15 protein-coding genes are annotated in these 21,048 nt (G+C 61.8%); 9 read left to right on the top strand and 6 right to left on the bottom strand.

Features of this window, described 5'->3' with window-relative positions; genetic code table 11:
• Positions 1-63 precede the first annotated feature (63 nt).
• A complete protein-coding gene (locus tag BHD08_RS19575) occupies positions 64-1,077 on the bottom strand; it encodes an AraC family transcriptional regulator (protein ID WP_125024603.1) in 1,014 nt (337 codons plus the stop codon).
• 123 nt (positions 1,078-1,200) lie between these two features.
• On the opposite strand from BHD08_RS19575, the gene BHD08_RS19570 reads away from it, so the two are divergent.
• The 4 genes from BHD08_RS19570 to BHD08_RS19555 all read left to right on the top strand — a co-directional run bounded on the left by BHD08_RS19570 (position 1,201) and on the right by BHD08_RS19555 (position 4,999).
• Entirely contained in the window at positions 1,201-1,518 is a 318-nt protein-coding gene (locus BHD08_RS19570; RefSeq protein WP_125024449.1) for an Mpo1-like protein, read from the top strand.
• A 249-nt stretch (positions 1,519-1,767) separates the two neighbouring features.
• Positions 1,768-3,156, top strand: a complete 1,389-nt coding sequence (locus BHD08_RS19565) for an adenylate/guanylate cyclase domain-containing protein (RefSeq protein ID WP_125024447.1) — start codon at positions 1,768-1,770, stop codon at positions 3,154-3,156.
• 74 nt (positions 3,157-3,230) lie between these two features.
• Positions 3,231-3,989: an AraC family transcriptional regulator gene (locus BHD08_RS19560; protein ID WP_125024445.1), complete on the top strand. Its 759-nt coding sequence runs from the start codon at positions 3,231-3,233 to the stop codon at positions 3,987-3,989.
• A gap of 131 nt (positions 3,990-4,120) precedes the next feature.
• Entirely contained in the window at positions 4,121-4,999 is an 879-nt protein-coding gene (locus tag BHD08_RS19555; protein WP_125024443.1) for a DMT family transporter, read from the top strand.
• Positions 5,000-5,002: 3 nt separating this feature from the next.
• Here the strand turns inward: BHD08_RS19555 and BHD08_RS19550 are convergent, their stop codons facing one another.
• The gene (locus tag BHD08_RS19550; RefSeq protein ID WP_125024441.1) at positions 5,003-5,284 is read right to left on the bottom strand and encodes a SelT/SelW/SelH family protein; all 282 of its coding nucleotides are present in this window, start codon (positions 5,282-5,284) and stop codon (positions 5,003-5,005) included.
• A 68-nt stretch (positions 5,285-5,352) separates the two neighbouring features.
• On the opposite strand from BHD08_RS19550, the gene BHD08_RS19545 reads away from it, so the two are divergent.
• Positions 5,353-7,539, top strand: a complete 2,187-nt coding sequence (locus BHD08_RS19545; RefSeq protein ID WP_125024439.1) for a patatin-like phospholipase family protein — start codon at positions 5,353-5,355, stop codon at positions 7,537-7,539.
• 174 nt (positions 7,540-7,713) lie between these two features.
• On the opposite strand, the gene BHD08_RS19540 is transcribed toward BHD08_RS19545, so the two are convergent.
• Complete coding sequence (locus BHD08_RS19540) at positions 7,714-8,145, bottom strand: MarR family transcriptional regulator (protein WP_015276714.1); 432 nt, start codon at positions 8,143-8,145, stop codon at positions 7,714-7,716.
• Positions 8,146-8,328: 183 nt separating this feature from the next.
• A complete protein-coding gene (gene recQ / locus BHD08_RS19535) occupies positions 8,329-10,452 on the bottom strand; it encodes a DNA helicase RecQ (protein ID WP_125024437.1) in 2,124 nt (707 codons plus the stop codon).
• Positions 10,453-10,625: 173 nt separating this feature from the next.
• On the opposite strand from recQ, the gene BHD08_RS19530 reads away from it, so the two are divergent.
• From BHD08_RS19530 to lapD, 4 genes are all read left to right on the top strand, one after another.
• On the top strand, positions 10,626-11,213 hold the full coding sequence (locus BHD08_RS19530) for a YecA family protein (protein WP_125024435.1): 588 nt from the start codon (positions 10,626-10,628) through the stop codon (positions 11,211-11,213).
• A gap of 185 nt (positions 11,214-11,398) precedes the next feature.
• A complete protein-coding gene (locus BHD08_RS19525; protein WP_125024601.1) occupies positions 11,399-11,818 on the top strand; it encodes a YbaN family protein in 420 nt (139 codons plus the stop codon).
• 49 nt (positions 11,819-11,867) lie between these two features.
• A complete protein-coding gene (gene lapG / locus BHD08_RS19520) occupies positions 11,868-12,584 on the top strand; it encodes a cysteine protease LapG (RefSeq protein WP_125024432.1) in 717 nt (238 codons plus the stop codon).
• Positions 12,585-12,641: 57 nt separating this feature from the next.
• Entirely contained in the window at positions 12,642-14,615 is a 1,974-nt protein-coding gene (gene lapD / locus BHD08_RS19515) for a cyclic di-GMP receptor LapD (protein WP_125024430.1), read from the top strand.
• Positions 14,616-14,769: 154 nt separating this feature from the next.
• Here lapD and BHD08_RS19510 read toward each other — a convergent pair whose 3' ends face one another.
• Both BHD08_RS19510 and BHD08_RS19505 read right to left on the bottom strand, forming a co-directional pair.
• Complete coding sequence (locus BHD08_RS19510) at positions 14,770-15,111, bottom strand: tryptophan synthase subunit beta (protein ID WP_125024428.1); 342 nt, start codon at positions 15,109-15,111, stop codon at positions 14,770-14,772.
• Between the two features lie 60 nt (positions 15,112-15,171).
• The gene (locus BHD08_RS19505) at positions 15,172-21,030 is read right to left on the bottom strand and encodes a retention module-containing protein (RefSeq protein WP_125024426.1); all 5,859 of its coding nucleotides are present in this window, start codon (positions 21,028-21,030) and stop codon (positions 15,172-15,174) included.
• Between the last annotated feature and the right edge of the window lie 18 nt (positions 21,031-21,048).

Raw genomic sequence — 21,048 nt, 5'->3', positions numbered from 1 at the left:
TGAAAAGGCGCATATCAATACCCGATCTGCTGTAGCTAAGGCTACGCCCATGCACGCTGGTTCCTAGAGTCGGGATCGCGCAGCCAGACGGTACTCGCCAGGCGTCATGCCGAACCAGCGCTTGAACGCACGGTAGAAATTGCTCGGGTCGGCAAAGCCCAGCAGATAGGCAATTTCCAGTGGTGCAAGATCCGGCTGAGCCAGATGCTGGACGGCCAGGTCGCGACGGGTATCGTCGAGCAGTTGCTGAAAGGTGCTCCCCTCCTCCTGCAGGCGCCGCTGCAGGGTGCGCTCGGACAGACACAATGCCTGCGCAACGATCTCGCGTCGGGGTTCGCCCTGGGGTAGCAGCCGACACAGAATCTGCCGTGTGCGATGCAGCACCCGAGTGTCGGCGAATCGTGAAAGGTACTCACCAGCGAAACGATCGTGCAGCTGCGCCAGCGCCTCGTTGGCAGTCGGCAAGGGCATTTCGACGTCGGCCTGACGGAACAGCAGCGCATAGCGCTGCGCATCGAAGCGCAGCGGCGCCTGGAACAGTTGCCGGTAGGGCTCGAGATCGTCCGGTGCCGGTCCCTGAAAACTCACCTCCAACGGCCGCAGCATCGTGCCGCTCAGCCAACGGCAGAACGTCAGACACCCCGCCAGCGAGCCTTCAGCGCTTTGTCGAGCCGGGGGCAATCGGTCGCCGAGGATCGTCAGGCTCAGCCGATACCCTTCTGCACAGGGCTGGAAATCCAGGTCGGCCCCTTCGGCGATGATCCGCTGATAACGCACCAGCCGGGCGAAACCTTCCTTCAGATTGCAGCTGGACATCAACGCATAGCCAACGACGTTCAGCGCAGCGGGACGCACCTGGCGCGCCATGTCCAGTCCGATCGCGGGATTGCCGGAAACTGCCACCGCACGCTGCCACAGGCGGGTCATGTCGTCTTGCGCAAAACGCGCATCGGGATCGTTCAGGGCCGAATAATCAAGGCCAAGTTCGCCGAACAGCTGGCGGCAATCGACCCCTGCCGATTCCAGGCTCTGCACGATGCCCTGCGCCCAGCTCGAGGAAGTGGTGCGTACGATCATGAGGTTGTTGTTCTTCTGGAGGTCGGTCATCTGCATTCAAGGCTACTAAACTGGCCGTGATTGTCACTGACGCGAAAGGTCTGAGGTGCTTAATCTGGCCCCGACAATAACAGGAGGTAAGCCATGAGTACGCAAACCGCCGAACGCTTTACCCGCTTTGCCGACTTCTACCCGTTCTACCTGGCCGAGCACCGCAACCCTACCTGCAGACGCCTGCACTTTATCGGCAGCCTCCTGGTGCTGGCCATTCTGGGTTATGCAGTGTTCACCCAGCAGTGGCTCTGGCTGCTCGCCATGCCGGTGGCCGGGTATGGCTTCGCCTGGATCGGGCACTTCATCTTCGAGAAGAATCGCCCAGCGACATTTCAGTATCCGCTGTACAGCTTTCTCGGCGACTGGGTCATGTTCAAGGACATGCTGACCGGCCGTATCCGCTTCTGAGAAGGCAGCAGCATATCCGACGGGCGTTACGCCTGTTTTCCACCCTCTGGTTTGGCGATGGGGCGCGGCTTGGTTATGATCTGTCGGCTGTCATGCGAGCCGGCAGTTCCAAGCCACCGCGTGACGGCGAGACTGCATGCCGAATGCGTGTTCTCCGCCACTGCCTTTGCCGCGGACGGATAGCGCTCGCGTGAGTCTGCAAGGCGCCTAGAGAAGGCGTCGACAAATTACCAGGGATCGTACGCATACATGACTTCCACCACGGTTGAGCGCCGCAACGGCCTCGCTACTCGCCCATTGCGCGAGTACTACTCGCGTGTGCTCGCCTATCTGATCTGCGCCGCGACGCTTGCCGCTGGTACCTACACCCAGTATTTCTCGATGGACCTGTTGTGGATGGTGCCGTATGCCCTGCTCTATCCGCACCTTGCCTATCACCTGAGCTATCGATTCAAACGCGACCATCCCGAGCGTACCTCGCAGGTTCTGCTCTGCCTGGACGCATTGAATGCAGGTGCCGGCGTAGCGCTGCTCGGTTTCTCGATCGTGCCCAGCCTGATGTTTCTACTGACGCTCAGCTTCAGCGCTCTGGTGATCGGCAGCCTGCGCAACCTGCTGATGGCGCTGATCTGCGCCGCCGCCGGGACAGGCCTGACACTCCTTGCCATACCGATGGAATACCAGGGCACCACACCGCCGCTGGTCTCGCTGGTGAGCATCCTCTTCACCACCCTGTACGTCTGCGCGACCGCCTACTTCGTTCACCAACAAGGTCTGCGCTTGGCGATTGCCCGCAAGGAAATCGAAACGGAACAGGCCAAGGCCGCCCGATTGGCGCGCAACCTGGCCAAATACCTTTCGCCGCAGGTGTGGGAATCGATCTTCACGGGCAAGCGCAGCGTTCGCCTGGAAACCCAGCGCAAGCGTCTGACTGTGTTCTTTTCCGATATCAAGGGCTTCACCGAACTCGCCGAGGAGCTGGAAGCCGAAGCGCTCACCGATCTGCTCAACAACTACCTCAACGAAATGTCGAAGATCGCCCTCAAGTACGGCGGCACCATCGACAAGTTCGTCGGCGATTGCGTGATGGTGTTCTTTGGCGATCCGAGCACCCAAGGCTCCAAAAAGGATGCCGTAGCGGCAGTCTCCATGGCGATTGCCATGCGCAAGCACATGAAGGTTCTGCGCCAGCAGTGGCGTGCCCAAGGCATCACCAAACCCATGGAAATTCGCATGGGCATCAACACCGGTTACTGCACGGTCGGCAACTTCGGTGCTGACACCCGCATGGACTACACCATCATCGGTCGCGAAGTGAACCTCGCCAGTCGCCTGGAGAGCTCAGCCGAAGCCAGCGAGATTCTGGTTTCCCATGAAACGTACTCGCTGATCAAGGACGTGATCATGTGCCGTGACAAGGGGCAGATTCCGGTCAAGGGCTTCTCCCGCCCGGTGCAGATCTATCAGGTAGTCGACTTCCGCCGCGATCTGGGCGCCACCTGCAGTTTCGTCGAGCACGAGCTGCCGGGTTTCTCCATGTACCTGGACACCAACGGCGTGCAGAACTTCGACAAGGAGCGCGTCATCCAGGCTTTGCAGCAGGCCGCGGATAAACTTCGCGACAAGGTTATCCTCTGATCTTCTGACCCGCCGGCCGCCTGCCGACTGACAGCACTCGCCAGCGATGTGCCCGCCTTCGAGACCGCCGCCAGATGTTATCGCTGCGCAATTATCACCACGACGTCATCGCCCACAGCCACGACCACCCACAGCTGGTGTTCGGGCTCAAGGGCCTGCTGGAATTCGAGATAGGCGGGCGCGCCAGTTGCGTCGACGAACAGAGCCTGGTTGTCATCCCCTCCGCCACCCATCACGCATGTGCCAGCACTTCCGGCAGCCACTGCCTGGTGCTGGACCTTCCCTCCGAGAACTGGGTTCGTGAAAACCTTGGCCATCACGCCGAGCGCAGCCTGCGGCTATTGGACCGACCGGATACGCTGCGTCTCGCTCCGGCACAGCAGAGCCTGGTCGCCTGGCTGGCGCGCAGTCCGATCAACGATTCGGTGATCGCTGCGCAAGGTACCGCGCTGTTGCTGGCCAGTCTGGCCAACACGGACCAACCACCGCGAGACAGGCATGGCCTGCCACTAGCGGCTGTTGATGCTTTCATCGACCAGCATCTGCCCCATCCACTTCAGGTCGCCGACCTGGCCCATATTGCAGGCTGTTCGGTGGCGCGGCTGCATGCACGTTTCCTCCACGAAACCGGCAAAACGCCCATGGAGTACGTGCGAGAGCGCCGCTTGCAACACGCCGAAGCCTTGCTGCATGACACGCGGTTGCCAGTCGGAGAGATTGCCGCACGTGTGGGTTATGCATCGCAAAGTGCCTTCACCGCAGCACTGGTGCGCGTGCACGGTCGCTCACCCCGTATGTTGCGCCGCGAGTTGCGCGACAAAACCGATGACTGACGCGAAAGACACAGCCTTGGCTGTCGTCCTAGCATGGCTGCAAATCACTAAATCTGAGCAGCCATGAACTCCCCCGCAGCACTCCCGTCTCGCCTGCCCCGCTCCTGCACCTCCGTCAGGTCGACCATCAAATGACCCCGCGTAACGCTCTGCTGGCGATCCACCTCGGCGCGTTGATGTTTGGCCTTTCCGGCGTGCTAGGAAAACTGGCCGAAAGCTCGGCGCTGATCATCACCTTTGGTCGCGCGCTGTTCGCCGTGCTGGCATTGCTGATCGTCGCGCAGCTGCTGCGGCCCAGCGGGGCGAGCCCGAACTGGCGACAACGCGGCGGCCTGGCACTGGGTGGCCTGCTGCTCGGTGCCCATTGGCTGACCTTTTTCATCGCCGTGAAGATCGCCGGCGTAGGCATCGCCACCCTGGGTTTCGCCAGCTTCCCGGCCTTCACTGTGCTGCTCGAAGGCCTGCTGTTCCGCGAACGCACCCGCCCGGTCGAGTTCGCCATGGTCGGGCTGGTTTGTGCCGGCCTGCTGCTGGTCGCGCCAGCATTCGACCTGAACAGCGGGCCGACCGCCGGATTGCTCTACGGGGTGCTCTCCGGTCTGCTGTTCGCCCTGCTGTCGCTACTCAATCGCGCCGTGACCCGAGGGCTCGATCCGGTTCGCTCCGCGCTCTGGCAAAACCTGGCGATCCTTGCCGCTCTGCTGCCATTCAGCTGGTCGGCGATTCCTGCGATTCCCGCGCAGGACTGGCTGTGGCTGGCCTTGCTCGGCGTGCTCTGCACGGGGCTGGCGCACAGCCTGTTTGTCGCCAGCCTGCGGGTGCTGAAGGCGCGCACCACTTCGGTGATATTCGCCCTCGAACCGGTCTACGGCATCGCCTTCGCCTGGTGGCTGTTCAACGAGCAGCCGACACTTCGAATGCTGCTGGGCGGCGCCTTGATCATCATCGCCAGCGTCGTCACCAGTCGCCTGAAAAGCCCGCCGAGCATCGCTACGAAACCCGCCAGCTGACGCTCAGCGATCGTTGTGACCCAGCGAGCGCTGCGGATCGATGCGGTCACGCACACGCTGCTTGAGCTCCTTCGCCTCTGGGAAGCCGCCATCACGCTTACGCTCCCAGATCTGCTCGCCATCGCAGCTGATATGGAACGTACCGCCAGTGGCTGGCACCAGGCAGACGCGCCCGAGGTCATCGGCAAAGGTCGACAGCAACTCCTGAGCGAGCCAGGCGGCACGCAGCAGCCACTGGCACTGCGTGCAATAAGTGATGACGATTTCCGGCTTGCTTGAGCTCATTGGCGGCGACTCCCACTGGTTCACGGCGGCCTATAATAGCCGCCTTTCCACGCCCCTCCGGTTCCGCCATGCTCCGCCTGTTCGTACTCCTGCTGTTTCTGCTTGTCTTGCCTAGCTCGTTCGCTGAACCAGCCCAGCCGAAGACCGGCCTGGTCTTGTCGGGCGGCGCCGCCCGCGGGCTCGCTCATGTCGGCGTGCTCAAGGCGCTGGAAGAGCAAGGGGTGCGCATCGATGCCATCGCCGGAACCAGCATGGGCGCGGTGGTTGGCGGGCTCTACGCGGCAGGCTACAGCGTCGCCGAACTCGAACGCCTGGCGCTGACACTCGATTGGCAACAGGTTCTATCGGACGATCCGCCACGCCAGGATATTCCCTACCGACGCAAGCAGGACGATCGCGATTTTCTCATCAAGCAGAAGCTCAGCTTTCGTGACGACGGCAGCCTCGGTCTGCCACTGGGCGTGATTCAGGGCCAGAATCTCGCGCTGCTGCTCGAGCGCCTGCTGGTGCACGCCAGCGACACCCGCGACTTCGATCAGCTGCCGATCCCCTTCCGCGCGGTTGCTACCGATATCGCCAACGACGAGAAGGTGATCTTCCGCCGCGGGCATCTGCCCCAGGTGATCCGTGCAAGCATGTCGATCCCCGCAGTATTCGCCCCTGTGGAGATCGACGATCGCCTGCTGGTAGATGGAGGTATGGTCGATAACATCCCCATGGATGTGGCTCGCGACATGGGCGTCGACCGCCTGATCGTGGTGGACATCGGCACGCCGCTCAAGCCGCGCAAGGAGCTGCTAACCGTGGTCGATGTACTCAACCAGACCACGACGATGATGACTCGCCGCAACTCCGAGGCACAGCTGGCCACCCTGCAGCCGCAGGACGTGCTGATCCAGCCACCCCTGGCCGCATACGGCTCCACCGACTTCGCCCGCGCCGAGCAACTGGTCGATGCTGGCTACCGCGCCACCCTGGCGTTGGAGGGGCGCCTGGCCGAGATGCGAGCGACGTCAGGCGGCAACCCCGCCCTCAGCCTTGCGCGCTCCAGCGATCCGCGCACGCCGATCATCACCGCGATACGCGTGGAAAACGACTCCAAGGTCAGTGACGCGGTGATCCGTCGCCACATTCGTCAGCCGCTCGGCGAGCCGCTGGATCTGGAGGATCTGCAGAAAGACATGGGCACGCTCTACGGCCTGGATTACTTCGAACGCGTCGAGTACCGCGTCCAGCGTGGCAAGCTCGGTAACACACTGGTCATCAATGCTCGCGAGAAGCGCACCGGTACGGACTACCTGCGCCTGGGCCTGAGTCTGTCTGACGATTTCCGCGGCGACAGCGTGTTCAATCTGGGGGCCAGCTATCGCAAGAATGGCATCAATGAGCTCGGTGCCGAGTGGCTGACTCGCCTGCAGCTTGGGGATCGGCAGGAGCTCTACAGCGAGTTCTACCAGCCGCTCGATGCCGGCTCCCGCTGGTTCGTCGCACCGAATCTGTTCGTCGAGGCGCAGAACGTCGAGTCCATCCTCGACAATGACCCGATCGCCGAGTATCGCCTGCAACGCTACGGCTATGGTCTCAACCTCGGACGACAGATCGCCAACAATGGCGAGATCCGCTTCGGCATCGGCCAGGCCTGGGGCGAGGCCGATGTGCGGATTGGCGAGCGTGATCTGCCCGATTTCAGTTTCACCGAGGGTTACTACGAACTGCAGTACTCGTTCGACACCCTGGACAACATCGACTTTCCGCGCGAGGGCGAAGACATCCGTCTGACCATGCGCCAGTACGACCCCAGCCTCAGCTCCGATCAGCGCTACCGCCAATGGAACATCAAGCTGGACAAGGCGCTTAGTCACGACGCCAATACCTGGGTGCTCGGCGGCCGTTACGGCCGCACGCTGGATGATGCGGAAGTGGTGACCTCGAGCTTCCTGCTCGGTGGTGCCCGCCAGCTGTCGGGCTTTCGCCAGGATGCGCTGGCCGGGCAGAACATCAGCCTGGCGCGCACGGTGTACTACCGCCGCGTGACGCCGCGGGCATTCCAGCCGCTGGATTTTCCGCTTTACCTGGGCGGATCGTTGGAACGTGGCCGGGTATGGAACAACGACAATGCCTTCGACAGCGGCTACATCAACGCCGCGAGCATCTTCCTCGGTTACGACACCCCGCTGGGGCCGCTTAACTTCGGCTTCGGCTTCAACGACGAGGACGAGCGAGCGCTGTATATGAATCTGGGCCGCAGCTTCTAAGCGGCCCCACGCCCAGGGCTCAGGCAGGTCGCGGGCAAGGGACGAACAGACAAGCCTACGCGACAGATCCAGGAAGGTACGGCTAGCCGAAGCCGATCGACCGGCCGGCCGGCCGGCCGGTGACGCTGGCCAGACGCGCTCTTCGACGCAACGCCAAAGAGCATTACCGCAGGTTCAACGCTTGTCGAGGTTGGCGAGAATGCGCGCATGCACCTGCTGGCACTTGCGCAAATCCTCTTCATCGATACCGGCGAAGGCCTCATGGCGTACCTGGGTGGAAATCGCCTCGATCTTCTCGATCAGCGGCAGAGCTGGCGCGCCGAGAGAAATTCGTTTGGCGCGGCGGTCCTCGGCCGATGCTTTGCGATGCACCAGCCCCTGGGCCTCCAGGCTGTCCAGCAGCCGAGCCAACGTAGGACCTTCCACTGCCACGCTCTGCGCCAGCTCGCGCTGGGTCGGTTCGTGATCGAAGCGCGCGAGATGCAGAAGGACCAGCCAGCGGGCTTGGGAGAGCCCGAGATCAGCCAGACGTCGATCCAGCTCCGCGCGCCAGCCGCGGGAGAGTTGCGCCAATTGCATGGCAAAGCGATGTTGCTCGGCATACATGAAACGGACATTCCCTGCAAAAACTAATTATTAGTCAGCTAACCACAGCTCCCATACGCAGACAAGACGACCTTCGCTTCGTGATGGGGCTACAGAAGTCGCAATGATGGCACGCAGACAGTGCAAAAGCCCTACGTGGCGCAGGATCTGCGGTCGCACCTGCGGACGGAGAGATGCACCTGGTTACAATTCGAACTCGACCTGCAGCGCAGCTCGCACGCAATAAAGCACTTGCTCCGGCACGCGTCCGGCGAACTGTTCGGCTACAGCGCTGACGGGCGGCAGCTCGCCTTCGCCGTCAAGAAAGGCTTCCTGAATCTCGCCCAGTAAATCTTCCGGCAAGTCGAGCGCCTGCTCCAGACTCAACTGCTGCAGGCCGATGGCCTCGGCGAGCATCGCGTAGACATTCTTCTCGCCGCAGTCGAGCTGGCGAGCGATCTGCGCCGGAGTCATGCCTGCACGGGCCAGCGTGATCAACTCGTGACGCAGATCGGCAGGCGGCTTGGCAACCTCGCTATTACCCTGCAGCACCTCGAGGAACGCCTGTCCGTAACGCTCCAGTTTGCGCGCGCCGACGCCGCTGATCATCGCCATGTCGGAAAGCGATGCGGCCTGGCTACGCAACATTTCCAGCAGGGTGGCGTCGGGGAAGATCACGTATGGCGGCACGCTGTGCTCTTCGGCCAGCTTGCGCCGTAGCGTGCGCAGCGCCTCCCAGGTCTCGCGCTCTTCGCTGCGTACCAGTTGGCTCGCCGCGCTGGCTGCAGGCTTCGGAGCCTTGCTGGACAGATCACGGCGCAGCTCGAGGCTGACTTCCCCGCGCAGGAGCGGGCGACAGCTGTCGCTCAGGCGCAACCCGCCGAAACCGTCGAGATCGACGTCCGCCAGGCCTCGCGCCACCAGCTGACGAAATAGTGACCGCCATTCAGTTTCCGCCAGCGCCTTGCCTACGCCGAACACGGACAGGTGCTGATGGCCGAGCCCACGTACCTTATCGTTATCGCGCCCCATCAAGACATCTACCAAATGGCCGACGCCGTAACGTTGACCGCTGCGATAGATTGCCGATAGCGCCTGGCGCGCAGGTTCGGTTGCGTCCCACGTCTGCACACCATCGACGCAGTTATCGCAATGACCGCATGGGTTGGGTAACTCCTCGTCGAAATACGCCAACAGTGCCTGGCGCCGACAGCGGGTTTCCTCACACAGGGCCAGCATGGCGTCGAGCTTGTGTTGCTCGACCCGCTTGTGGCGCTCATCGCCCTCGGAATTGTTGAGCATCTGCTTGAGGAAGATGACGTCCTGCAGGCCGTAGGCCATCCAGGCATCCGCAGGCAGACCGTCGCGCCCTGCCCGTCCGGTTTCCTGGTAATACGCTTCCAGGGACTTGGGCAGATCGAGGTGAGCGACGAAGCGCACGTTGGGCTTGTCGATACCCATGCCGAACGCGATGGTCGCGACCATGATCAGACCTTCCTCGTTAAGGAAGCGCTTCTGATGATAGGCGCGCAGCTCGTTGGGCAAGCCAGCGTGATACGGCAGTGCCGGAAAGCCCTGCTCGGTGAGGAAGGCGGCGAAGTCATCGACCTTCTTGCGCGACATGCAGTAGACGATGCCGGCATCGCCACGGCGTTCGGCGAGAAAGCCCAGCAACTGCTTGCGTGGCTGCTCCTTGGGCACGATGCGATAGAAGATGTTCGGCCGATCGAAACTGGAGAGAAAGCGTTCGGCATTTTCCAGGTGCAATCGCTGGACGATCTCCTCCCTGGTTCGCATGTCCGCCGTGGCGGTCAGCGCGATGCGCGGTACGCCGGGAAACAGTTCGGAAAGCTGTCCCAACTGCATGTACTCGGGACGGAAATCGTGGCCCCACTGGGAAACACAATGCGCCTCGTCGATGGCGAACAGGGCAATTTCCAGACGCTGTAGAAACGCCAGCATGCGTGGCTGGACCAGCCGCTCCGGCGCGAGGTAGAGCATCTTGATCTCGTTGCGCCGGATGCGTTCGGCAATGTCGCGCTGCTCGTCGGGGCTGAGCGTGGAGTTGAGCGCCACCGCGGAAACCCCGAGCTCGTCGAGGGTTGCCACCTGATCGTCCATCAGCGCGATCAGCGGCGACACCACTACCGCCAGCCCGTCGCGCAACAGCGCTGGAACCTGATAGCACAGCGACTTGCCGCCGCCGGTCGGCATCAGCACCAAAGCGTCGCCGCCGCTGCCGACCCGCTCGATGATCGCGCCCTGGTTGCCACGAAACGCGTCGTAGCCGAAAACGTCTTTGAGGATGCGCTGTGCCTGGTCGAGCATGCCGGTCTCCGAAACAAGGCGCGCAGTATACGCGAGCGAACCACCGAGTTCAGGATCGCTCCGCGATTGCGGACGAGACGTCGCCGGCGAAGCGACATAGCGAAGGCGCGAGTAGCCTGCGCCCCACGCCTCGTCTAGAATCCGGGTTGTCTTCCAATCCAAGGTAGTTCCCGATGTCATTCGCCGAGCAACTCGCCCGCCTGCAAGTCTTTCTTGATGCAGATGACCTGCACGAGGAAGCACTGGATTACATCGCCGCCCATGGCTACCTGACCGCGCTGTGCATCTGCTCCGAACAGGTACCCGAGCGTGAGTGGATCGACGCACTGTTTTCCGAGCCGCCCAAGTACAAGGACGACACCGAGCGCGAGGCTATCGAGGCCACGCTGATTCAACTAAAGGCGCACATTGCCCGTCAGCTGGCCAGTGACGAGGACATGGAGCTGCCCTGCGAGCTGGACCTGGGCGAGGAGCCAGACGAATCCGACCTGCGCGGTTGGTGCATTGGCTTCATGGAAGGCGTGTTCATGCGCGAGGCGGTCTGGTTCGAGGACTCGGAAGAGGAAGTCAGCGAGCTGCTGCTGCCGATCATGGTCGGCTCGGGCCTGTTCGACGAGCAGCCGGAGTTCGCTGATATCGCGGACAACCCAGAGCTGGTCGATGAAATGGTCGCGCAGATTCCGGAGCTGCTGACCGCGCTGTACCTGATCTGTCATGCACCGGAAGAGAAGCCGGCTCTGCTCAAGCCACGCCGCCACTGAGTGGCCGCTCAGCACAGGCGATAGCAGCCGGCGTCCGCTGCCAACCGGACGCGCGATACCCCTGCGAGAAGGAGAGAGCCTCATGCATTTGCGTTCACTCTTTCTGAACTGGAAACGCGGCATCGGTGCGGCTGTGCACCGCCACGCTACCGGCAGTGATTCCAGAAGCGACGGCGGGTAGCATCATGGCCCACCGGGACATTCAGCAGCACCGCAATCCGCTGGTTCGCTCGGCATTGCTAACCGCTGGCTGGCTCGCCGTTGCACTGGGCGTCATTGGCATATTCCTTCCGGTTTTGCCGACCACACCGCTCCTGCTGCTCGCCGCCGCCTGCTTCGTTCGTAGCTCGCAGCGTTTCTACCACTGGCTGGTAGACCACCCGCACCTCGGCCCATGGTTTCGCGATTATCTCGAAGGCAACGGTATTCCGCTCAAAGGCAAAGCGTATGCAATTGCCACGATGTGGGTGAGCATTGGCATTTCTTGCTGGCTGGTTCCGTTATTCTGGGCTCGCATCGGCATGCTGCTCAGCGCATCACTGGTCAGCCTTTACATCCTCCGGCAGAAAACCTTGCCGGTCGCCAAGCTAGATCAACGCCGCTGAAGGCAAGTCGGTAGCCGCCACTCCCGGATCGCTCGCTGGAGTTCCATCAATGCAGGCTTCCCAGCACCGCCCTGGCCGACCCTCCCGTCTGACGGCAGTTTCGCTCGCGCTTGCGCTGCTGCTGAGCCCGCTGGGCTGGTCGCCGATCGTGCTGGCGGATTGGCAGGAATGGGATTTCAGCCGCATCTTCCGCACCGCTGAACAGCGCTACGGGCCGCTGCATGACTCACGCGGTCGAATCGAAGCCTGGCGCGCGCTGCTAAGCGAAGCCGCGTCGCTTGGTGAACGCGAAAAGCTCGACGAAGTGAATCGCTTCTTCAACCGCAATATCGCCTTCAGCGACGACACCCATGTCTGGCAGCAGGAAGACTACTGGGCCACGCCAGTCGAAGCTCTGATCAAGGGCGCTGGCGATTGCGAAGATTACGCTTTGGCCAAGTACTTCACCCTGCGCCGCCTCGGTGTGTCCAGCGACCGCATGCGCATCACCTATGTAAAGGCGTTACGTCTGAACCAGGCGCATATGGTGCTCACCTATTACCCGACGCCCGCGGCCGACCCGCTGGTGCTGGACAACATCGACGGCGTCATTCGCCCCGCGTCGCAACGCAACGACCTGCTGCCGGTTTATGCATTCAACGCCGAAGGACTGTTTTTACCCGGCGCCGGCGGTGGGAAACGTAGCGGAGATAGCAAAAGGCTGTCACGCTGGCAGGACGTTCTGCTGAAGATGCGCGCCGAAGGTTTTCTGGTTGGTGAGGGCTGAGTTTGCTGCCTTTTCATCGCGAACAGCGACTGATTGCAGCAGACCGGAGGGGGAAGTATGTCGTTACTCAAGCAGCTGTTTCTCGCAATCTGCCTGTTTCTGGTCGTGGCCTTCACCGGCGGCTTCATAGCCAGCGTGGAGAACTCCCGAGAGCAATCGATCAATCAGTTGCGCTCGCATGCCCAGGATGCTGCGACTGCCCTGGCGCTCTCGATGACTCCACACGCAGACGACCCCGTCATGCTGGAGCTACTGGCGAATTCAATCTTCGACAGCGGTTACTTCAGCAGCATCCGTGTCCTTCGCATTCCAGACGACAGCCCGATTGTCGAGCGCAACGCAAACATCCAGCTTCAGCAGGTGCCGGGGTGGTTCGCCGCAATCGTGGACCTGCCTCCACAGGGCGGTGATGCACTGATCATGCGTGGCTGGGAACAGGCCGCGCGCGTCGAGGTATTCAGCCATCCCCAGTTCGCCCTGGCAAAATTGTGGGATAGCACTCTGGCCACCCTCCTCTGGCTGCTCGCCTGCGGTGCGGTGAGTGCGCTGTTGGGTGGCTGGTTGCTGCGCAGCCAGCTGCGCCCGCTGGACCGCATGGTCGAACAGGCCCACGCGATCACTCAACGAGAGTTCATCACCCTCCCACACCTGCCTCGCACGCCGGAGTTGCGTCGCGTTGTGCAAGCGATGAACCAGATGGTCGACAAGCTGAAGACACTGTTCGCCGAAGAAGCCGAACGTAGCGAAAAGCTTCGTCAGCAAGCCTATCAGGATGACCTGACTGGACTCGCCAGCCGCCGCCTGCTTGACCTGCGCCTGAGCACTCAGCTTGCCCCGGATGAACATCACGCAGAGGGTTATCTGCTGCTGCTGCAGATTCACGACCTCAACGGCCTGAACCAGCGCTACGGTGGACAGTTCAGCGACCGCCTCATAGTCGCCATTGGCGAGCAGCTGATGCGTTTGAAAAGCCGCCGTGGCCGAGCCGATTGGCTGGCTGCACGCAACCGCGGCAGCGAGTTCGTGCTGTTGGCTCCGGGCCTGCATCAGGACGAGGTCACGCCACTGCTCGACGCGCTCAGTGATGAATTGGAAACGCTTCGTCCAACGGGCTCGACGGACAGCATTCCGGTCGCACACATCGGCGTGACCGCCTTTCGCCTCGGCGAAGCCCCACAGGACGTGCTCGAGCGAGCCGATCAGGCCTTGACCCAGGCACAGGCCGGCAACAGCGCCTGGCAATTGCTCGAAGGTTATTGGGCGCAACCTCTGCGTGATCAGCACAGCTGGCACGAGACGTTGCAGCAGGCGCTGGCCGATAGCGCTCTGGCGCTTTACGTGCAACCGGTGGGCTTGGCTGCCGAGCCAGCACAAATCCTTCACCACAAGGTGCTCGCCAGGTTGCCGATTCCTTCTGGCGAACCACTGACCGCGGGGCGTTTCCTGCCCTGGCTCGAACGCCTTGGCTGGGCCGCACGCTTCGACTACATCATGCTCGAGCTGGTGATTGCCCGTCTGAAGGTGGCGCCACAGCCACTCGCACTCAGCCTTTCGGCGGCCACTCTACGAGATGCCCGGCACCTGCAGCAGGTTTTCGCGCTGCTGCACAGCAACCCCGCCGAGGCCAGCCATCTGATTCTCGAACTGGACGCCCAGCACCTGCCCGTGGACGTCCACCTGCAGCACTGGAGCCAGAAAGTTCGGGCAACTGGAACACGCCTAGGCCTGCAGCATTTTGGCGGCGATTTCAGCAAGATCGGCAATCTGGCCCATCTCGGATTGGCGCATGTGAAGGTCGATGGAGCCTACGTTCGGGGGATCGACAAGGATGAAGACAAGCGTCTCTTCATCGAAGCGATCTATCGCACCACCAACAGCATCGATCTGCCGCTTATTGCGGAGATGGTGGAGACCCAGGGCGAATTAAAGGTACTGACGGAATTGGGCGTGCGAGGCGCAATGGGCCACCTCCTAGGTGCACCGCGCCCATGGCAAACCAGCATCAAGGAAGGATCTGCTTCGGACTCCTGAGCGTAGCCGAGGCAAATGCCATGACCGGACTGACAGATAGCAAACGTCCTGGACACTTTAGGCGCGGCATGAGGAAACGACGCAGCGATGCGAGTGCGGCGATGCACGACGCCAAACGTCGACTGCCGAGGTGAGCGCTGCCGAATACCGACGGCTAGATCAGTGATTGCTCATCGTCGTCCAGCAACGTACTCAGCCCGCCCAGGCGTGCACGTGTCTGGGCTCGGGCGTGCAGCTTGCGCTGCGCAGCTTCAGGCAAATCGGTAAAGCGAATGACGCCGCGGGCAATCAGCACGCCGACCAAATCCTCCACGACACGCGCCATATCCTGGTCAGATGCCTGCAGGCCAGCCAGCTGTACCTGCTCATCTCCGTGAGTCGCCAGCCAACTCTGCGCTTCGTCACTATCGGCACGCAGCGTGCCAGTCATCCCGTCGAAAGGACTTGGCTCGACACGACGCAAAAGACCCAGCTCGTCCCGCTCTATGTAGAGCATATCGTTCTCCGTAAAAAAGCCCGCTACGCTGCCGCGTAGCGGGCCGATTCTCCGCCAGCTTTAGCCGTTATCGACTTTCAGCGCCCCGTCATCGATCATTCCCGAAATAACGTCGGCTACATCGGTGCCATAGATCGTGCTCAGGTCGATACCGCTAAGGGTGATGTCCTGAACTGGCGCACCGCCCGGTGTCAGGCTGACCGAGATAGTCGTCGAACCGCCACCGAAAGCGAAGTCCAGATAATCACCGAGGGTAGCCGCGTCTTCTGTAACGCCAACGAGTAGCTGCGATAGATCGATGACATCCGTGTTGGTGCCAGCAGGGTCAATCTGGAAGTCGGTGATAGTGTCAGTCCCACCCTCGTCACCCGCACGCCAGACGAAACTGTCGCGACCTGCGCCTCCTGTCAGGGTGTCGTCACCCAGACCTCCCACCAAGATGTCATCCCCGGCACCACCCAGCAGCGTGTCGTTGCCGGCGCCACCGTCGAGGTAGTTATCACCGCCATCCCCGGTCAGCGTGTCATTGCCCGCACCACCGAGAATGCCCTCGATGGAGGCGTAGGTATCGCCCTCTGCCAGCCCGCCTTCACCAATGCCGGTTTCAAGATTGACAGTGACGCCGGCCGTATCAGCGCTGTAGTCGACAGTATCGAAGCCCGCGCCGCCCAGCAATTGATCCGAACCCGGGTCACCCATCAGTACATCGTCACCCTCCCCGCCGGACAGCACATCGTCGCCGAGACCGCCCGCCAGCACATCGTCCCCCGCTCCGCCTTGCAGAATGTCGTCGCCGGCACCGCCGGCCAGGTGGTTGGCTTGGCTATCTCCGCTCAGCTGATCGTTGCCAGAGCCACCTATCAGCCCTTCGATTGAGCGGTAGCTATCGCCCAGCGCAGCTCCCGAAAGCCCGGCGCCTAACGCCAGGCTGGCGGCGATACCGGCTGTGTCATCCCCGTAGTCGACGATGTCGAAGCCGGCCTTGCCGTCGATGATGTCGGTCAGGTTGCTCGCCGCGATCACATCGTCGCCAGCAGTACCGTCAAGAACAAAGCTGGTCGCAGAGCTCTCCGCGACCACCTGCACGTTCAACGTCGAAGAACCACTGAGATCGCCGTCGCCATCCTGCGCCACTATTTCGAATGCCAGGCTCTGATCCTCTGGCAGTACCAGAGTACTGATGGTGGTGGTGGCGAAACGCACCCTGCCGTTGCCGGCAATACCCTCGATCTGCAGCTGGTTGAAGCTGATATCGGGATCTATCACCGTCTCCGCCATAGCTCCGGTGATGGTCATAGTTCCGCTACGGCTTTCACCGGTCTGGCTATTGGTCGCAGTCCAGCGAATGGTCAACTCGCCATTGACCTGGTCATTGACCAATACCACCTTGTTGACCAGCCGCACATCAGTCGCCGGGTCGTTATCGACCCCCGGCACGCCGACAGCATGGAACTCCATCGTGAACTTTTCGCCACGGTCGAAGAACTGATTGTTGATGCCGAAGCCTTGGTTCGACGAGTTGATCGCCCCTGGGCTGCTGAACTCGATCAGGCCATCTGCGGTTTCGGCAAAACCCGGCACATGCCCTGGCGCAAGGTTGCTCAGCGAATAGGTCAGCTCACTGGCGGCTTCAGGCTGAACCAGGTTGAACACGTAGGTGCCGTTCGCGCTTACCGTCAGGCTGAATACCGTCTGGTTGCTCGAGGTGAGCCCAGTCAGGGTGGTACTCAGGAAGTTACCCGCCCCATCGTAATTATGGACAGTCGTGTAATTTAGCCCGGCAATGGCCGGCCCGGCGATCTGGAAACCATCCAGACCATCGGCACCCGAGACCACCGAAAACGTACCGTTAACCGTCCCTACTTCGTTGGGAATAATCGCCGTGGTGAAGGCGCCGAGCGAAGGCATATCGTCGATGATGCCAATCACCAGACTGCCGGTCGCCGATGCCGTGCCATCGGACACGCTAAGGCTGAAGGTATCGCTTTCGTCCACACCGGCCACATCGGTGGTCGGGCTGGTCAGTTGGTATCGGTAGGTGGCGATGCCACTTAATACGTCGTAGCCGGTAATCGTCAGGGTGCCATGAGCGCCGGCGAAGCTGCTGCCGACCAACAAGCCTGTGGCAACCGTAGTGCCATTGATGGTCACACTCTGGATATCGTCCAGGCCATCCGCATCACCAATGGTGAAGGTGCCGTAGGCAAACTCACTGTTGGCAGAGGGATCGGAGCCAGTGGCCAGGCCAGACTCGAACACCTGGGCACCGATCACGCTCAGGCTTGGCGCATCGTTGCTGCCGGTGATGATGATGGTCAACTGCGCCGTGGACGGGTCACCGTCGGCGTCCTGCATGGTGTAGCTGAAGGTCTCACTAAGTTGCTCGCCATCGTCCAGACCCTGTACTACCGCCACGCCGGTATTGAGCACATAGCTGAAGCTGCCGTCGGCGTTGAGGGTCAACTGGCCATAGCTGCCAGCCTGGTTGCCGGTACTGCTGACAGTAGCGCTGACATCTGCGCCGCTGACGTCGTTGCTCAGCACGTTGCCGATCACGCTGGCCGTGTCTTCGCTGAGGCTGAAGGCATCGTTGGCCGCACTCGGTACATCGTCGACGATGTCGATCACCAGGTTGCCGGAGGCCGAGGCCGTGCCATCGGACACGCTAAGGCTGAAGGTATCGCTTTCGTCCACACCGGCTACATCGGTGGTCGGACTGGTCAGCTGATACTGATAGGTGGCGATCCCGGTCAGCACGTCATAGCCGGTGACCGTCAGGGTGCCGTGAGCACCAGCGAAGCTGCTGCCGGCCAACAAGCCTATGGCAACCGTAGTGCCATTGATGGTCACACTCTGGATATCGTCCAGGCCATCCGCATCACCAAGGGTGAAGGTGCCGTAGGCAAACTCACTGTCGGCAGTGGCATCGGAACCAGCCGCAAGGCCGGCCTCGAACACCTGGGCACCGATCACGCTCAGCGTCGGCGCATCGTTGCTGCCGGTGATGATGATGGTGATCTGCGCGCTCGACGGGTCGCCGTCGGCATCCTGCATGGTGTAGTTGAAGGTCTCACTAAGTTGCTCGCCATCGTCCAGACCCTGTACTACCGCCAGGCCGGTATTGAGCACATAGCTGAAGCTGCCGTCGGCGTTGAGGGTCAACTGGCCATAGCTGCCAGCCTGGTTGCCGGTACTGCTGACAGTAGCGCTGACATCTGCGCCGCTGACGTCGTTGCTCAGCACGTTGCCGATCACGCTGGCCGTGTCTTCGCTGAGGCTGAAGGCATCGTTGGTCGCACTCGGTACATCGTCGACGATGTCGATCACCAGGTTGCCGGAGGCCGAGGCCGTGCCATCGGACACGCTAAGGCTGAAGGTATCGCTTTCGTCCACACCGGCTACATCGGTGGTCGGACTGGTCAGCTGATACTGATAGGTGGCGATGCCACTTAATACGTCGTAGCCGGTAATCGTCAGGGTGCCATGAGCGCCGGCGAAGCTGCTGCCGACCAACAAGCCTATGGCAACCGTAGTGCCATTGATGGTCACACTCTGGATATCGTCCAGGCCATCCGCATCACCAATGGTGAAGGTGCCGTAGGCAAACTCACTGTTGGCAGAGGCATCGGAGCCAGTGGCCAGGCCAGACTCGAACACCTGGGCACCGATCACGCTCAGCGTCGGCGCATCGTTGCTGCCGGTGATGGTGATGGTGATCTGCGCGCTCGACGGGTCGCCGTCGGCATCCTGCATGGTGTAGTTGAAGGTCTCACTAAGTTGCTCGCCATCGTCCAGACCCTGCACCACGGCCAGGCCGGTATTGAGCACATAGCTGAAGCTGCCGTCGGCATTGAGCGTCAGCTGGCCATAGCTGCCAGTCTGGTTGCCGGTAGTGGTGACCGTGCCGCTGACGTCGGCACCGATGGTGTCGTTGCTCAGCACGTTGCCGATCACGCTGGCCGTGTCTTCACTGAGGCTGAAGGCATCGTTGGCCGCAGTTGGTACGTCGTCGACGATGTCGATCACCAGGTTCGCCGAAGCCGATGCCGTGCCGTCCGAGACGCTCACCGCGAAGGTGTCGGTTTCAGCGACGTCGGCCACGTCGGTGGTCGGGCTGGTCAGTTGATACTGATAGGTGGCGATGCCGGTCAGCACGTCATAGCCGGTGACCGTCAGGGTGCCGTGAGCACCGGCGAAACTGCTGCCGACCAAGCTGCCGATGGCCACAGCCGTGCCGTTGATGCTGACGCTCTGGATATCGTCCAGACCATCCACATCACCAAAGGTGAAGGTGCCGTAGGCGAACTCGCTGTTGGCGCTGGCATCGGAGCCAGCGGCCAGGCCGGACTCGAACACCTGGGCCCCGATCACGCTCAGGCTCGGCGCGTCGTTGCTGCCGGTGATGGTGATGGTGATCTGCGCGCTCGACGGGTCGCCGTCGGCATCCTGCATGGTGTAGTTGAAGGTCTCGGTCAGTATTTCACCGCTGTCCAGGCCCTGCACCACGGCCAGGCCGGTATTGAGCACGTAGCTGAAGCTACCGTCGGCATTGAGCGTCAGCTGGCCATAGCTGCCAGTCTGGTTGCCGGTACTGCTGACAGTAGCGCTGACATCTGCGCCGCTGACGTCGTTGCTCAGCACGTTGCCGATCACGCTGGCCGTGTCTTCGCTGAGGCTGAAGGCATCGTTGGCCGCAGTTGGTACGTCGTCGACGATGTCGATCACCAGGTTCGCCGAAGCCGATGCCGTGCCGTCCGAAACGCTCACCGCAAAGGTATCGGTTTCAGCGACGTCGGCCACGTCGGTGGTCGGGCTGGTCAGTTGATACTGATAGGTGGCGATGCCGGTCAGCACGTCATAGCCGGTGACCGTCAGGGTGCCGTGAGCACCGGCGAAACTGCTGCCGACCAAGCTGCCGATGGCCACAGCCGTGCCGTTGATGCTGACGCTCTGGATATCGTCCAGACCATCCACATCACCAAAGGTGAAGGTGCCGTAGGCGAACTCGCTGTTGGCGCTGGCATCGGAGCCAGCGGCCAGGCCGGACTCGAACACCTGGGCCCCGATCACGCTCAGGCTCGGCGCGTCGTTGCTGCCGGTGATGGTGATGGTGATCTGCGCGCTCGACGGGTCGCCGTCGGCATCCTGCATGGTGTAGTTGAAGGTCTCGGTCAGTATTTCACCGCTGTCCAGGCCCTGCACCACCGCCAGGCCGGTATTGAGCACGTAGGTATAGGTACCGTCAGCGCCCAGGATCAGCTGACCGTAGAGACCTTGCTGCGTGCCAATCGTAACGACCGAAATGCCGCCGTCGGTCCCTGGCAGATCGTTGACCAGAACGTTACCAGTCACGCTGGGAGTATCTTCATCCAGATTATTGGCATCGTTGATTGCCGTCGGCGCTCCATCTACCACCGGCTCATCTTGAATCAACGCATCAGTAACCAGGTCGGGAGATTCGGGCACAGAGCCCAGACCACCGGTGGGAAAGCCGATCGTTGGATCGATCACACCACCAACTGCATCGAGCAGCACAAACGAGTGTCCACCACCCGCCCCGCCCGTACCACCGGCGGCCGGGCCGGCAGCGGTCGCAGGAGCCGTCTGAGTCGGGTCTTCGCCCGCGGCGATGGCTTGCTGCAGCGCCTCGACGTCAGCGAGGTCCGCCGTCGATGGCGCTGAACTGACGCCCCCTTGGGCGTCTGCCAGCAATTGCTCGGTCAGCTGCAGGTCCGATCCGCGGCCCAAGGTCAGCTCGCCGCCTTGGACAAGGTCGATATCTACCGCACCACCTGCGGTGATGATCCGCTCACCGGCAAACACGCGATCCCCCTCAATCAGAGGGCGACGGAGTCCGTCCTCTCCCACCGCGAAAACTTCACCCACTACCTGCCTGACGGTTCCGATCAACTTAGCCATCTCATCCTCCGAATCGCC

The organism is Pseudomonas sp. SCT (genome assembly GCF_003864275.1).
Classification (GTDB): Bacteria; Pseudomonadota; Gammaproteobacteria; order Pseudomonadales; family Pseudomonadaceae; genus Stutzerimonas; species Stutzerimonas stutzeri_AE.
Note: the sequence above shows the minus strand (reverse complement) of the source record. Positions and strands in the feature narration are given on the sequence as shown.